A 13,388-nucleotide genomic window follows, 5' to 3' on the forward strand; every position below is an offset into this window, starting at 1 on the left:
CACTCATAGGCATGGGGTGGCGCATGTATCACGACCCCGCTCTGGCCCAAGCCGTGGCCGATCCGCGTCCGGTGTCCGCCGTCAGCGCCGGCGCCGGTCTTGCCGGGCTGATCGGCGTGGTCGGCTGGTGCGCACTTGCCCGTGCCTTCGGCATGGACGGGCCCTATGCAGCGTTGCTCAACCTCGTCGCCTGCGGGCTGCCGATGATCCTCTGGTCGCTGGCGGTGGACAAAGTGCATCGGCGGTCCTCGACCGGGATCGACTGGGCCCTCGCGCGATCCTGGCGGGAGACGCTGGACGTGAGCCTGGTCAAGCTCGCCGGGTTGTTCGCGACCTTTGCCGCGATCGCGCTGATCTATGCGACGGGGCGCTTCTATTGGGACGGCAATTTCGCGTTCGCGATGTGGTGCTTTACCCGTGCCGCGCCGGTCGTGCTGGTGCTGAGCGTCCCATATGTGCTGTGGCTCGACCGCTATCTGATCGAACCCAAGGACGGCACCTGGCATCTGGGCGCCTGGCTGTGCGGACAGCCCGGCGTCGAGCCGGAGGCGATCTTCGCGCATCTGCGCAGCTGGGCGGTGAAGGGATTCTTCCTCGCCTTCATGCTCGCCATCGTGCCGCCGGGCTTCGGCGACTTCGTGCGCCGCGACATGGCCGGGCTGTGGAGCGATCCCGTGGCGCTGACCAATTGGCTGGTCACCTTCATGTTCACGCTCGACGTGGCGTTCGCGAGCGTCGGGTACATCCTGACCTTCCGCCCGCTCGATAGCCATATCCGCTCGGCCAATCCGTTCGCGGCGGCGTGGGCGGCGGCGCTGATCTGCTATCCGCCCTTCATCCTGATGCAGGACGGCGGACCCCTCGATTATCATCCTGGCACCAGCGACTGGACGCACTGGTTCGCGGGCCAGCCATGGCTGCTCTGGCTGATTGGCGCAACGCTGGTCGCGCTGACCGCCATCTATGCCGGGGCGACGGTGGCGTTCGGGCCGCGCTTTTCCAACCTTACCAATCGCGGCATCATCACGCATGGGCCGTACGCCTGGTCGCGGCACCCGGCCTATTTGTCGAAGAACCTGTTCTGGTGGCTTTCGACGATCCCGGTGCTGACGCTCGGCAGCTGGGTCGACGCTACGCGCGCGACGCTGCTGCTCGGGGCAGTGAGCGGGATTTACTGGTGGCGGGCGAAGACGGAGGAGCGGCATCTGGCGCTCGACCCCAACTACCGCACCTATTCGGAATGGATGGAGCGCCGCGGCCTCGTGCCGCGCTTCTTGCGTTGGATGCGCGGAAGCTAGAAACTCAGCTCCTCGTACACCCGTGACACGTCGCCGCCCCATGCACCGTGGTAGCGCTCCAGCAGAACCTCCGCCGGCACCTTGCCCGATCGCACGATCTCGCGCAGTGGATCGAGGAACCCGGTCTCGTTGTCGCCCGCGAAATTGCCACGGCCGCGCGCCGCCAGCCCCGCATGGGCGATGTCGAGGACCGCGCCGGCGATGTCGCGCAAGCGACCGCCGCCCGGCAGCGGCGCGTCGAGCGCGAGCCTGGGCACCGAGTCGCGCAAGGTCTGGCGTTCCTCGAGGCTCCAGTCCCTCACCAGGTCCCACGCGGCGTCGAGCGCGCCCTGGTCGTACAAGAGCCCGACCCACAGTGCCGGCAGCGCGCAGATGCGGCTCCACGGGCCGCCATCGGCGCCGCGCATCTCCAGGAAGGTCTTGAGCCGGACCTCGGGAAAGGCGGTGGAGAGATGGTCGGTCCAGTCGTCGAGCGTCGGCTTCTCGCCCGGCAGCACCGACAGTTCACCACGCAGGAAGTCGCGGAACGACAGCCCGGCGGCGTCGATGTAGCGGCCGTCGCGATAGACGAAGTACATCGGCACATCGAGCGCGTAGTCGGCATAGCGTTCGTAGCCGAAGCCGTCTTCGAACACGAAGGGCAGCATGCCGGTGCGGTGCGGATCGGTGTCGGACCAGATATGGCTGCGGAACGACAGCATCCCGTTGGGCTTGCCCTCGGTGAACGGCGAATTGGCGAACAAGGCGGTGGCGAGCGGTTGCAACGCCAGGCCGACCCGGAACTTCTTCACCATGTCGGCTTCGGAAGCGTAGTCGAGATTGACCTGGATGGTGCAGGTACGCAGCATCATGTCGAGCCCGAGCGATCCCACGCGCGGCATGTGCCGGCGCATGATATCGTAGCGACCCTTCGGCATCACCGGCAGCTCGGCGCGGGCCTTGTCGGGCCACATGCCGAGGCCCAGGAATCCAATGTCGAACCGTTCGCCGACGCTTTTCACCTGGTCTAGATGACGGCCGGTCTCCGCGCAGGTCTCGTGCAAATTCTCCAGCGGCGCGCCCGACAGCTCGAACTGGCCCGCAGGCTCCAGGCTGACGGAGCCATCGGCGCCGGTCAGCGCGATGACCTTTCCGCCCTCCAGCACGGGCGTCCAGCCGAACTCGGTCAGCGCCATCAGCAGGTCGCGGATGCCGCCGGGCTCGTCATACGAGGGGGCATGGTGGTCGGCGTGGCTGTAGACGAACTTCTCGTGCTCGGTGCCGATCCGCCAGCGCTCGGCTGGCTTCTCGCCGCGGGCGAAGCTGGCGATCAACTGGTCGCGCGAGTCGATGACCGGCGAGTGTTTTGGCGCGTCGGTCTTGGTCGTCATCGCCGCGCTTTAGGCGGGGACGGGGAGGGGCGCTAGTGGCTCACCAGTCGCCGGTCGCCGCCATCCACAGGCTGACCGCGGCGGCGGCGGCTGTGTCGGCGCGCAGGATGCGGGGGCCCAGGCTGATGCCGACGGCCTGCGGCAGGGCGCGGATCGTGTCGCGCTCGTCGGCGTCGAAGCCGCCTTCGGGCCCGATCAGTATCGCGGCGGGGCCGGGGTGGGCGCGCATGGCCGCGAGCGCCGAAGTGCCGCCGGTCTCGTCGGCGAAGAAGAGGGTGCGCTCGGCCGGCCAGTCGCGCAGCAGCGCCGCCAGCTTGACCGGCTCGGTCAGCGCGGTGAGGGCCGTGCGACCGCATTGCTCCGCCGCTTCGATCAGGTGCGCGCGCAGACGATCGGCGTTGGGCTTGTCGACGACGGTGCGCCGCGTGACGACCGGCACCAGCCGCGCCACGCCCAATTCGCACGCCTTCTCGGCCAGCCAGTCGACCCGTCCTTTCTTAAGCGGCGCGGCGCACAGCCACAGGTCGGGCACCGGCTCGCGTTCCCGCAGGCGTTCGGTCACGTCAAGATGGAGGTCGCGCTTGCCGGTGGTAGCGACAGTGGCGAGCCATTCGCCGGTGCGGTCGTCGAACAGCTTGACCGGATCGCCCGCCTTGAGCCGCATGACCTGGACGAGATAGTGCGCGGGCGCGCCGTCCAGGGAGAGGGGACCCGGCGCGAGCTCGCGGTCGACGAACAGCCGCGGGGTCGATTGCGGGGGCCAGGCGGGAGTGGCCGGCATCAGGCCTTGCGCCGCTTGCGGACGATCCGGCGGATGAGGATAAAGACGACCGTCAGTACCAACGCGGCCGCGAAGACGCCGGCTGTGACGGTCCCGGCAACGCGCAGGATCGCCCAGAACAACGCCTCGATGAAGCGGCCGACCGCGACCGAGAGGCCGATCATCAGGGGGCGGTTCCGGTCACAGCGGCGCAGATAAGCCTTCGCAGCCTGCCTAGCCACCCCGGCGATCACGCTCTTCCCCGCGCCTACTCTCTCCCCCGGCGAAGGCCGGGGCTCAGTTGCCGCTCGCGGGCCAGGAGGATGCCACTCCCTCCGAGCAGCTCGAGCCTGGGCCCCGGCCTTCGCCGGGAAGAAAGAAGGGCGGGCGGCCGGAAGACGGCTATAGCAAGCGGATGGCCGACCTCGTCACTACGCCCGACACCGAACATCCCGGCCTTCTCGGCCTGCTTCCGCGCAGGCTGCGTGGCTTCGCCTTGCTGGCGCGGTTCGATCGGCCGGTGGGCTGGTGGCTGCTGTTCTGGCCCGGCGCTTGGGCAGTGGCGCTGGCGGGCGGGGCGTTCACGCACTGGCCGTTGCTGGTCTGGCTGCTGATCGGCAGCATCGCCATGCGCGGCGCGGGGTGCGTGTACAACGACATTGTCGATCGCGACCTCGACGCGCAGGTCGTGCGCACCCGGACCAGGCCGATCCCGAGCGGGCTGGTGTCGGTACGCGCCGCTTGGGTATGGCTGGCGGCGCTGTGCCTGGTCGGGCTGATCGTGCTGGTGCAGCTTCGCCCGCTAGCGGCGGGGGTGGCGGTCGCGAGCCTGGCGCCGGTCGCGGCCTATCCCTTCATGAAGCGGATCACCTGGTGGCCGCAGGCGTGGTTGGGCATCGTCTTCTCCTGGGCGGCGCTGGTCGGCTGGGTGGAGGTGACGGGCGGCTTCGGGATCGCACTGCTGCTGCTCTATGCGGGCGCTATCGCCTGGGTGGTCGGGTACGACACGATCTATGCGCTGCAGGACCGCGAGGACGACGCGCTGATCGGCGTCCGTTCGTCCGCGCTGCGGTTGGGCCGGCACGTCCGCGCGGGTGTGGTGCTGTTCTATGGGCTGGCGGTGGCGTTGTGGGCGCTCGCGATCTGGCAGGTGCGCGCCGATCCGCTCGCGCCCGTGGCGCTGCTCCCGGCGGCGTGGCACTTGGCGTGGCAGGCGTTGACGCTGAAGCCGGATGACGGCGGCGGTGCGCTGCACCGCTTCCGCGCCAACCGCTTCACCGGCCTGCTCGTCTTCCTCGCCTGCGTGGTGGTGGGCACCTAGCGCGGCGTGCCGACGCCGCCTAAGTCGCTCGCCATGCTGACCACCGATCAAGCCCGCGACCGCGCCGCTGACATCGTCGCGCGCGCCGTGCGAGCCGGCGCCGACGCCGCCGACGCGGTATACGCCGCCGACGCCTCCACCGATGTGTCGGTGCGACTGGGCGTATTGGAGGATGTCGGCCGGTCCGAGGGCGAGGAGCTGGGCCTGCGCGTGTTCGTGGGCCGCCGGTCGTCCAGCGTTTCCACTTCAGATCTCGCGTCCGCCGGCATCGACACGCTGGTCGAGCGCGCGATCGCGATGGCGCGCGAGGCGCCCGAAGACCCCTGGGCCGGCCTCGCGCCCGCCGATCGGCTGCTCCACGGCGCACCGCCGCAGCTCGATCTGGATGACGGCGGCGAAGTCGAACCCGCCGAGCTCAAGGCGCTGGCGCTGGAGGCGGAGGATGCCGCGCGCGCCGTGTCGGGCGTCACCAACAGCGAGGGCGGCGGCGCGTCCGCCTCGCGTCACGTCTGGGCGCTGGCGACCTCACACGGCTTCGCGCAAGGCTATGCGACCACCGGTTATGGCCTGTCCGCGAGCGTGCTGGCGGGTGAGGGCGCGGGGATGGAGCGCGACTATGCCCATCACGCCGCCCGTCGCCGCAACCATCTCGATGCACCCGCCGAGATCGGCCGCCGCGCCGGCGAGCGTGCGGTGGCCCGGCTCAACCCCGGCAAGGTGGCGAGCGGGCCGATGCCGGTGGTGTTCGATCCGCGTGTTGGCGCGTCGATGCTCGGCCACCTCATCGGCGCGATCGGCGGCCAGGCGATCACCCGCAAGACGAGCTTCCTGCTCGACGCGCTGGGTACGGAGGTGTTCGCACCCGGCGTGACGGTGCAGGATGATCCGCACCGGCCCAACGGGCTGCGCTCTCGGCCGTTTGACGGCGAGGGGCTGCCGGTGTCGCCGATGACGATCGTGGCGGAGGGGATGCTGGAGACCTGGCTGCTCGACTCCGCCTCGGCCCGTCAACTCGGGTTGGAGCCGACCGGCCATGCCGCGCGCGGTGGTGCGGGGTCGCCGGGCGTGTCGTCCTCCAACCTCTACATGGAGAACGGACTGCTGCCGGTGGCGACGCTGATCGAGGACATCGGCGAGGGCGTCTATGTCACCGAGCTGATCGGGCAGGGGGTCAACGGCGTCACGGGCGACTATAGCCGCGGCGCGGCTGGGTTTCGCATCGTCGGCGGCGAAATCGCCGGGCCGGTTGCGGAGTTCACGATCGCCGGCAACCTGCTCGCCATGTTCCGGCAGCTGACGCCGGCCAACGACCTGCAGTTCCGCTATGGCATCAACGTGCCGACGTTGCGCGTGGACGGGATGACCGTTGCCGGCGGCTGAGCTGCTCGCCGACGTCGCGGCCATTGCGGCCGAGGCGGGCGCGCTGGCGATGCGGAGCTGGCGCGGCGACTTCGAGCGGTGGGAGAAGGCCGGCGGAAGCCCGGTCAGCGAGATCGACCTAGCGGTGGACGCGTTGCTGCGCGAGCGGCTGAGCGCGCTGCTGCCCGACGCGGGCTGGCTGTCGGAGGAGACGGCGGACGCGCCCGACCGGCTCGCGTGCAGGCGCGTCTGGGTGGTCGATCCGATCGACGGCACCCGCGACTTCATCCGCGGGCGCGACGGCTGGTGCGTGTCGGTGGCGCTGGTGGAGGACGGCCGCGCGGTGCTCGGCGTGCTCGACGCGACGGCGCGGGGGCAGGTGTGGCGTGCGACGCTGGGGCGGGGTGCCTGGCGGAACACGAAACGGCTCCAGGCCGGTGACCGCGCCCGGCTTGAGGGCGCGCGCATCCCTGCCGACGCGATGCCCAAGGCGGATCGGCTGTTCCGCACCGTTCACAAGCCCAACTCCATCGCGCTGCGCATGGCGATGGTCGCAGCGGATGAGGCGGACCTGATCGCGACGCTGCGATGGGGCCACGAATGGGACATCGCCGCCGCCGCGCTGATCGCCAGCGAGGCCGGCGCGCGGGTGACCGACGCGTTGGGCCTCCCGCTGGTGTTCAACAAGCCGCGCCCGCAGGCGTTCGGGGTGCTGGCGAGTACGCCCAGGCTGCATCGTGCGGCGGTGGCGCATTTGGCGGAGCGGGCGGAGCGGCTGGCGAGCGCGCCTTAGGCTTCGATACGTACTCTGAGCCGCTGGACCTAAGCCACCGTCATGGTTGGTGCGTCAGCGCTTCCTCGACATCGCGCAGCCGCTCCTTGCCGAAGTACAGTTCGTCCCCGAACAGAAAGGACGGGATGCCGAACGCGCCGGCGTCGTGCGCCGCCTGCGTGTTGGCGGCCAGCCGCGCCTTCACGGCCGGGGTCTGCGCGGCGGTGAGCAGTTGCTCCGCATCGAGGCCGACCTCCGCCATGGTGGCCGCCAGCACCGCCAAATCGTCGAGCTTACGCGGCTCCTCCCACATGTAACGGAACATCGCCTCGTTATACTGTGCGCCGAGCCCCGCCAGCTCGGCAGCCACCGCCGCGCGCATCAACATCAGCGTATTGACCGGAAAATGCGGGTTCATGCGGAACTGGGTCAATCCGTGCCGTGCGACGAAGCGCTCGGTCTCGCGGCGCTCATAGGCCAGCTTGTTCGGCACACCCGCAAAGGCAATCATCGGCGCCTGGTTGCCGCTCAGCTTGAACAGGCCGCCGAGCAGGACTGGACGATAGACGAACCGGGCGCCCGTGCGCGCCTCGATGTCGGGGATGAGTCGGTGCGCGAACCAGGCGTTCGGGCTGCCAAAGTCGAACAGGAAGACGGGGGCCATGCTCACCAGCTTTCCCCGAACGGACGCAGGTCCAACTCGTGGGTCCAGGCGTCACGCGGCTGGCGGTGCAGCTGCCAATAGGCTTCGGCGATCGAGGCCGGGTTCATCAGCCGGTCCGGGGCCATCGCGTCGACCGCGGCCTGGCCGTCGCGCTCGGCGATCCGCTGGCGAACCCAGGCGGTATCGACCCCGGCGTCGATCACCAGATGCGCGACGTGGATGTTCTGCGGGTGCAGCTCGCGGGCCATCGACTGCGAGAGTGCGCGCAGCCCCGCCTTTGCGGCGGCAAACGCGGCATAGCCCTTGCCGCCGCGAAGCGACGCAGTGGCGCCGGTGAAGAAGATCGAGCCCCGTCCATGCGGGAGCAACCGCCGCGCCGCTTCGCGCCCGGTCAGGAAACCGGCATAGCAGGCCATCTCCCACACCTTGCGGAAGACGCGTTCGCTGGTGTCGAGCAGCGGGACTTGGACGTTGGCCCCGATGTTGAAGATGCACACCTCCAGCGGTGCGTCCGCGTCGGCGGCGTCGAGAAAGGCGGTGATCGCGTCCTCGCGTCGGGCATCGAGCGAGTGACCCTGGAAGCGCTCGCCGCGCGAAGTGATCTCCGCTTGCAGAGCCTCAAGCTTCTCGCCCTGCCGACGGCCGCCATGCACCCGATACCCCTCCGCCGCGAAGCGGCGCGCGATCGCTGCGCCGATGAAATCCCCTGCGCCCACAATCGCGACACTTGCCTGCCGTTCCATCATGCAGCCGTCCTTAAGTTCCCAAAAGAGACGGACTACATCTTGATTTGGAACCGAGTCAACGGCAGGATCGGACGATGCAATGGCGAGAGCTGGAAACCGAGCCCTGTTCGTTGGCGCGCGCGCTGGCGGTGGTCGGCGATCGCTGGACGCTGCTGGTGTTGCGCGAGGCATTCCTGAAGGTACGTCGCTTTGATGATTTCCAGCGCCGGCTGGGCATCGCCCGTCGTGTGCTGGCACAACGCCTCGGCGGGCTGGTCGCAGATGGCGTGATGGAGAAGGTGGTGTATCAAGAGCGGCCCATACGGCACGAGTATCGGCTGACCGAAAAAGGTCTGGCGTTACACCCGGTGGTGCTGTCGCTGGTCCATTGGGGCGACGCGCATTATGCGGGCGCGACAGGGCCGCCCGTGCTTCACCGCCACACGGTATGCGGCCACGACTTTCGCTCCGTGCTCACCTGCTCCGTCTGCGGCGAGCCGGTGGACGCGCGGGCGGTGGAAGCGCGGCCGGGTGTCCCCAGCTAGCCCTTGCTCTCGTCGCGGTATTTCAGCTCTAGGTAGCGCCCGCGGGTCTGCAGCTGGTCGAGGTCGCTCGCCGCCAGCCGCTGTGTCATGTCGCCGATCTCCTGCTCGATCAGCTTTAGCCCGTCGACCAGTTCGCGGTCGGGGCTGCGGCCGTTGCGGTCCACACCGCGCAGGTTGGCGGGGACGCGCTCGTAATCCTTGATGAAGGCGGGCAGCTGCTCTCCGACCAGCTTCCTCACCTCGAACGCCGCGTCGGTGTTGTCGTCGACGCGCGCGAGCTGGGGCTGCAGCGTCTCCAGCCGCTGGCTGATCGAATCGACCAGCCGCACCGCTGGGGCCGGCAGGGCCAGGCGCTGCGCCTCCAGCCAGCGTTCGGTCTGGCGAGGCAGCGCCGTCAGCTCGACCTGCTTCAACTTCTCCTCCGTGACGGGCCGAGCGGCGGGGGCCATCGCGATCAGCAGCGTCGCCGCGATGAGCAGCATGAATACGCCCAGCGCGCCGAACAGCCCAAGCCCGCCGATCACCGCACCTAATATGGCGGCGGCGATCAGGATGGCGGCATCGACCGCCGCGATCAGCGCCAGCCGTTTGCCGACGCCCGTCGCTTTGCGCCGGACGCGGCGGCGGGTGTGGCGGATCTGGTCGCCATATTCGGCGGAGATCCGCTCCATCGACGCGCGCGCGCGGGCGATCTGGTCGTCGACGTCGCTCATGCGCGCCTACAACGCCTCAAGCTGGAACTGTGCCGGGCTCGGCCCGCCGACCTTGCCCTGCGCGGCACCTTCGGCGCGGGCGATATAGCCCTTCGATTTCTCCACCTCGTTGCCGAGCGCGGTCACCGTTGTCTTCATCGAGTCGAGCGCCTTCAGCTTGAAGGTGTCGATCGCATCCATCGTGTCATAGATGTTCTGGAAGGCGCGCTGCAGCGTCTCCAGCGGAATGGTCGCCGAGGCCGCCTGTTCGTGGATGCGCGCAGTGTTGTCCTTCAACAGCTTGCCGGTCGAATCGATGATGTTCGCGGTCGTCGTATTGAGCTGCGTGATCTGCTCCAGCACCAGCTTCTGGTTGGTCAGCGCCGACGCGACGGTGACGGCAGTGCGGAGCGCCGAGACGGTGGTGGTCGACGCGCGGTCGACGCCCTTCACCAGCTCTACATTGTTCTTCTTGACCAGGTCGAGCGCCAGATAGCCCTGCACCGTCACCGCCATCTGCGTTAGCAGGTCCTGGGTACGCTGACGGGTGTAGAACAGCGCCGTCTCGCGGATCGCCTTGGCCTTGGCCGGGTCCGTATGGTCGAGCTCGTTGGCCTTGTCCTCCAGCCCCTGGTCCATCGTCTTGGACAGGTGGATCATCTGCTCCAGCTTGCCCATCGCCGCCCACAGGTTGGCGCGTTCGGTGTCGATCGCGGCGTTGTCCATCAGCAGCTCGTCCTTGCCGCTGGCGAGGCTCTTCAGGATCGAGCTGATGTGCGTCTGGCTCGACTTGTAGCTGTCGAAATAGTTGCGCATCTTGTTGCCGAACGGGATGATCCCGAACAGCTTCTGGGGCGCGGTCAGGTTGCCCTTCTTGCCCGGGTCGAGATCTTCCACCACGCGGCGCAGCTGGGCCAGATCCTTGCCGACGCCATTCTCCTGATCCATCGCTCGGATCGGCCGGTCGAGGAAGCGATTGGACTGACCCGCCGCGTCGCGAATCTCCTTTTGCCCCATGCCGGTGATGGCGTCGACACGGCGCCCGAACTCGGGCGAGTTGACGTCCTGCGCGATCAGCTCGGCGATGAAGGTGTCGACCCGCTCGTCGAGCTTCGACTTGGCGTCGGCCGAGACCGGCACCAGCCCGGCGGCCTTGGTGGCCTGCACCACCGGCACCGGATCGGGCGGGGTCAGCGTCAGCGTCGGTTCAGCGGTCAGCGTGTCGGTGGTGGTGGTCGCCATCTCGTGTGCAGCTCCAGCATTCGGATCGACGAACCTTAGGGCGAAGCGCGCCGATCGCAAAGTGTGTTGCGTAGCTAAGACGCATGAATGCTCCCCGCAACTCCCGCCATGACATTCGCAGCCTTCGAGCGTAGATGGGCGGACTTGCAGGAGGTTGCCGATAAACGAGATGGTGAAGATCGTCCGCTCCGCCGACGGCCAGTCCGTCGCGCTGCCGGACGGCTATCGCTTCGATACCGACGATGTACGGATCAGTCGCGAGGGTGACCGGGTCATCCTGGAGCCCGGCGATCGGATCGACGTGGAGACGGGGCTGCCGCTCTCAAGGCTACGCGCGTTGATCCAGGAGGGGCTCGAAAGCGGGCCGAGCGAGCCGCTGGACATGGACGCGATCAGGCGGGAAGCACGTGCAGCCTGGGAGGCGCGCCGCTGAGCCGGGTCACCCGCTCGCCGCTTGCGAAGCGCGACCTGGTGGAGCTCTGGGCCTACGTTGCGGCGCACAATGATGACGCTGCCGACGCATTGTTGACGCGGATCGAGACAAAACTGGACCTCCTCGCGGAAACTTCCGGGATCGGAAGCCCTCGTTTCGAGCTCGCGCCAAACCTTCGCAGCATCACCGTTGGCACTACCTGATCTTCTATCGTCCGGCCGACACCGGGATCGACCTCATCCGCGTCCTCCACGGCGCCCGCGATCTCTCCGCCGTCGACTTCGGCTAGCCACCCTTCCCGCAACGCAGCAATTCGGCTATGCGCGACGGCGACCCGGGGCGCCCGCGCTCCATGCCAAGCAATCAGGATACGCAATGAACCTCCGCAACGTGGCGATCATCGCCCACGTCGATCACGGCAAGACCACGCTCGTCGACCAGCTGTTCCGCCAGTCAGGCACCTTCCGCGACAATCAGCGCATCGAAGAGCGCGCGATGGATTCCAACGACCTGGAGAAGGAGCGCGGAATCACGATCCTGGCGAAATGCACCTCGGTCGAGTGGCAGGGGACGCGGATCAACATCGTCGACACGCCCGGCCACGCCGATTTCGGCGGCGAGGTGGAGCGCATCCTGTCGATGGTCGACGGCGTCATCCTGTTGGTCGACTCGGCGGAAGGGGCGATGCCGCAGACCAAGTTCGTCACCGGCAAGGCACTGGCGCTGGGTCTGCGCCCGATCGTCGTCGTCAACAAGGTCGACCGCTCCGACGCGCGCATCCAGGAGGTGCTGGACGAGGTGTTCGACCTGTTCGTCAGCCTGGAGGCGACGGACGACCAGCTCGACTTCCCGGTGCTCTTCGCGAGCGGCCGCAACGGCTATGCCAGCGAGGACGCGGACGTCCGCGAGGGCACGTTGACGCCGCTGTTCCAGAAGATCGTCGACCATGTGCCGCCGCCGTCCGCCGACCCGGCCGGACCGTTCAAGTTCCTGGTGACGCTGCTCGACCGCGACAACTTTCTCGGCCGCATCCTGACCGGCCTGGTCTTCTCCGGTTCGGTCAAGACCAACATGCCGATCCACGCGCTCGACAACGACGGCAACATCGTCGAGACCGGCCGCGCGTCCAAGATCATGTCGTTCCGGGGGCTGGAGCGCGTGCCGGTCGATGAGGCCAATGCCGGCGACATCATCTCGATCGCCGGGCTGACCACCACCACCGTGTCGAACACGATCTGCGACCCGAGCGTCACCGAGCCGCTGCATGCGCAACCGATTGACCCGCCGACGCTGTCGATGCGCTTTGCCGTCAACGATTCGCCGATGGCGGGGCGTGAGGGGTCGAAGGTCACCAGCCGGATGATCCGTGACCGCCTTTTCCGCGAGGCGGAATCCAACGTCGCAATCAAGGTGACCGAGGCCGCCGATCGCGACAGCTATGAGGTCGCGGGCCGCGGCGAGTTGCAGCTGGGTGTGCTGATCGAGACGATGCGCCGCGAAGGCTTCGAGCTCGGCATCAGCCGGCCGCGCGTGCTGTTCGGCGAGGACGAGCAGGGCAAGCGCACCGAGCCGTACGAGACCGTCATCATCGACGTCGACGACGAGTATTCCGGAACGGTCGTCGAGAAGATGGCAATCCGCAAGGCCGAGCTGACCGACATGCGGCCGTCGGGCGGCGGCAAGACGCGGATCACCTTCTCCGCGCCCTCGCGCGGGATGATCGGCTACCATGGCGAGTTCCTGTCCGACACCCGCGGCACCGGCATCATGAACCGGCTGTTCGAGAAATACGGGCCGCACAAGGGCAATATCGAAGGCCGCAAGAACGGCGTCCTGATCTCCAACGGCACCGGCGAGGCCAATGCCTATGCGCTCGGCTTCCTGGAGGAGCGCGGCATCCTGATGGTGGCGCCGGGCGACCCCTTGTACGAGGGCATCATCATTGGCGAGAACGCCAAGACCGATGATCTCGAAGTCAATCCGATGAAGGCCAAGCAGCTCACCAATTTTCGCGCCTCGGGTGGCAAGGACGATGCGATCCGGCTGACCCCGCCGCGCCGGCTGACGCTGGAGCAGGCGATCGCCTATATCGACGACGACGAGATGGTCGAGGTGACGCCCAAGTCGATCCGCCTGCGCAAACGCTACCTCGATCCCCACGAGCGCAAGCGCGCGGGGCGACAGAAGCAAGCGGCATGAGGCATGGC

Annotated in this window: 14 protein-coding genes and 1 pseudogene; 8 read left to right on the forward strand and 7 right to left on the reverse strand. The window is 68.2% G+C overall.

Annotation, left to right across the window (positions count from 1 at the left end; all coding sequences use genetic code 11):
* Positions 1-23: 23 nt before the first annotated feature.
* Complete coding sequence (locus tag VFQ64_RS15290) at positions 24-1,298, forward strand: methyltransferase family protein (protein ID WP_325104210.1); 1,275 nt, start codon at positions 24-26, stop codon at positions 1,296-1,298.
* On the opposite strand, the gene VFQ64_RS15295 is transcribed toward VFQ64_RS15290, so the two are convergent.
* The 3 genes from VFQ64_RS15295 to VFQ64_RS15305 are packed head-to-tail and all read right to left on the reverse strand — an operon-like array spanning position 1,295 to position 3,613.
* Positions 1,295-2,668, reverse strand: coding sequence for a glutamate--cysteine ligase (locus tag VFQ64_RS15295; protein ID WP_325104211.1), 1,374 nt, complete (start codon positions 2,666-2,668; stop codon positions 1,295-1,297). The two genes, VFQ64_RS15290 and VFQ64_RS15295, sit on opposite strands and share 4 nt — an antisense overlap.
* 40 nt (positions 2,669-2,708) lie before the next feature.
* Positions 2,709-3,449: a 16S rRNA (uracil(1498)-N(3))-methyltransferase gene (locus VFQ64_RS15300; protein WP_325104212.1), complete on the reverse strand. Its 741-nt coding sequence runs from the start codon at positions 3,447-3,449 to the stop codon at positions 2,709-2,711.
* On the reverse strand, positions 3,449-3,613 hold the full coding sequence (locus VFQ64_RS15305; RefSeq protein ID WP_325104213.1) for a hypothetical protein: 165 nt from the start codon (positions 3,611-3,613) through the stop codon (positions 3,449-3,451). The genes VFQ64_RS15300 and VFQ64_RS15305 overlap by 1 nt, the downstream gene beginning before the upstream one ends.
* 230 nt (positions 3,614-3,843) lie before the next feature.
* Here VFQ64_RS15305 and ubiA point away from each other — a divergent pair, with 230 nt between their 5' ends.
* From ubiA to VFQ64_RS15320, 3 genes are read left to right on the forward strand one after another with little or no spacing between them, the layout of a single operon-like run.
* Positions 3,844-4,749, forward strand: a complete 906-nt coding sequence (ubiA, locus tag VFQ64_RS15310; RefSeq protein ID WP_325104214.1) for a 4-hydroxybenzoate octaprenyltransferase — start codon at positions 3,844-3,846, stop codon at positions 4,747-4,749.
* Positions 4,750-4,782: 33 nt separating this feature from the next.
* On the forward strand, positions 4,783-6,129 hold the full coding sequence (locus VFQ64_RS15315; protein ID WP_325104260.1) for a TldD/PmbA family protein: 1,347 nt from the start codon (positions 4,783-4,785) through the stop codon (positions 6,127-6,129).
* Positions 6,116-6,901: a 3'(2'),5'-bisphosphate nucleotidase CysQ gene (locus VFQ64_RS15320; protein WP_325104215.1), complete on the forward strand. Its 786-nt coding sequence runs from the start codon at positions 6,116-6,118 to the stop codon at positions 6,899-6,901. Before VFQ64_RS15315 ends, VFQ64_RS15320 begins: the two co-directional genes overlap by 14 nt.
* A gap of 40 nt (positions 6,902-6,941) precedes the next feature.
* On the opposite strand, the gene VFQ64_RS15325 is transcribed toward VFQ64_RS15320, so the two are convergent.
* Together VFQ64_RS15325 and VFQ64_RS15330 are read right to left on the reverse strand one after the other, a co-directional pair.
* The gene (locus VFQ64_RS15325) at positions 6,942-7,544 is read right to left on the reverse strand and encodes a 2-hydroxychromene-2-carboxylate isomerase (protein ID WP_325104216.1); all 603 of its coding nucleotides are present in this window, start codon (positions 7,542-7,544) and stop codon (positions 6,942-6,944) included.
* 2 nt (positions 7,545-7,546) lie between these two features.
* Entirely contained in the window at positions 7,547-8,290 is a 744-nt protein-coding gene (locus tag VFQ64_RS15330; protein ID WP_325104217.1) for an SDR family NAD(P)-dependent oxidoreductase, read from the reverse strand.
* Between the two features lie 74 nt (positions 8,291-8,364).
* Between VFQ64_RS15330 and VFQ64_RS15335 the strand changes: the two genes are divergently transcribed.
* Positions 8,365-8,814, forward strand: a complete 450-nt coding sequence (locus tag VFQ64_RS15335) for a helix-turn-helix domain-containing protein (RefSeq protein WP_325104218.1) — start codon at positions 8,365-8,367, stop codon at positions 8,812-8,814.
* Here the strand turns inward: VFQ64_RS15335 and VFQ64_RS15340 are convergent.
* Positions 8,811-9,527, reverse strand: a complete 717-nt coding sequence (locus VFQ64_RS15340) for a hypothetical protein (RefSeq protein WP_325104219.1) — start codon at positions 9,525-9,527, stop codon at positions 8,811-8,813. The two genes, VFQ64_RS15335 and VFQ64_RS15340, sit on opposite strands and share 4 nt — an antisense overlap.
* Before the next feature lie 6 nt (positions 9,528-9,533).
* The gene (locus tag VFQ64_RS15345) at positions 9,534-10,748 is read right to left on the reverse strand and encodes a toxic anion resistance protein (protein ID WP_325104220.1); all 1,215 of its coding nucleotides are present in this window, start codon (positions 10,746-10,748) and stop codon (positions 9,534-9,536) included.
* Positions 10,749-10,917: 169 nt separating this feature from the next.
* Here VFQ64_RS15345 and VFQ64_RS15350 point away from each other — a divergent pair, with 169 nt between their 5' ends.
* The 3 genes and pseudogenes from VFQ64_RS15350 to typA all read left to right on the forward strand — a co-directional run bounded on the left by VFQ64_RS15350 (position 10,918) and on the right by typA (position 13,380).
* Complete coding sequence (locus tag VFQ64_RS15350) at positions 10,918-11,181, forward strand: hypothetical protein (protein ID WP_325104221.1); 264 nt, start codon at positions 10,918-10,920, stop codon at positions 11,179-11,181.
* Positions 11,178-11,470 (forward strand): annotated as a pseudogene (locus VFQ64_RS15630) (type II toxin-antitoxin system RelE/ParE family toxin). Before VFQ64_RS15350 ends, VFQ64_RS15630 begins: the two are co-directional and overlap by 4 nt.
* 86 nt (positions 11,471-11,556) lie before the next feature.
* Positions 11,557-13,380 carry a translational GTPase TypA gene (gene typA, locus VFQ64_RS15355; RefSeq protein ID WP_325104222.1) on the forward strand — a complete coding sequence of 608 codons (1,824 nt, stop codon included), beginning with the start codon at positions 11,557-11,559 and terminating at the stop codon, positions 13,378-13,380.
* Positions 13,381-13,388: the final 8 nt, after the last annotated feature.

It is taken from the genome of Sphingomonas sp. (assembly GCF_035714405.1).
Lineage (GTDB): Bacteria > Pseudomonadota > Alphaproteobacteria > Sphingomonadales > Sphingomonadaceae > Sphingomonas.

Coding starts and splice junctions, on each gene's coding strand:
- VFQ64_RS15290 (WP_325104210.1), top strand. CDS start 24: ATGTATCACGACCCCGCTCTGGCCCAAGCCGTGGCCGATCCGCGTCCG.
- VFQ64_RS15295 (WP_325104211.1), bottom strand. CDS start 2,668: ATGACGACCAAGACCGACGCGCCAAAACACTCGCCGGTCATCGACTCG.
- VFQ64_RS15300 (WP_325104212.1), bottom strand. CDS start 3,449: ATGCCGGCCACTCCCGCCTGGCCCCCGCAATCGACCCCGCGGCTGTTC.
- VFQ64_RS15305 (WP_325104213.1), bottom strand. CDS start 3,613: ATGATCGGCCTCTCGGTCGCGGTCGGCCGCTTCATCGAGGCGTTGTTC.
- ubiA (WP_325104214.1), top strand. CDS start 3,844: ATGGCCGACCTCGTCACTACGCCCGACACCGAACATCCCGGCCTTCTC.
- VFQ64_RS15315 (WP_325104260.1), top strand. CDS start 4,783: ATGCTGACCACCGATCAAGCCCGCGACCGCGCCGCTGACATCGTCGCG.
- VFQ64_RS15325 (WP_325104216.1), bottom strand. CDS start 7,544: ATGGCCCCCGTCTTCCTGTTCGACTTTGGCAGCCCGAACGCCTGGTTC.
- VFQ64_RS15330 (WP_325104217.1), bottom strand. CDS start 8,290: ATGATGGAACGGCAGGCAAGTGTCGCGATTGTGGGCGCAGGGGATTTC.
- VFQ64_RS15335 (WP_325104218.1), top strand. CDS start 8,365: ATGCAATGGCGAGAGCTGGAAACCGAGCCCTGTTCGTTGGCGCGCGCG.
- VFQ64_RS15340 (WP_325104219.1), bottom strand. CDS start 9,527: ATGAGCGACGTCGACGACCAGATCGCCCGCGCGCGCGCGTCGATGGAG.
- VFQ64_RS15345 (WP_325104220.1), bottom strand. CDS start 10,748: ATGGCGACCACCACCACCGACACGCTGACCGCTGAACCGACGCTGACG.
- VFQ64_RS15350 (WP_325104221.1), top strand. CDS start 10,918: ATGGTGAAGATCGTCCGCTCCGCCGACGGCCAGTCCGTCGCGCTGCCG.
- typA (WP_325104222.1), top strand. CDS start 11,557: ATGAACCTCCGCAACGTGGCGATCATCGCCCACGTCGATCACGGCAAG.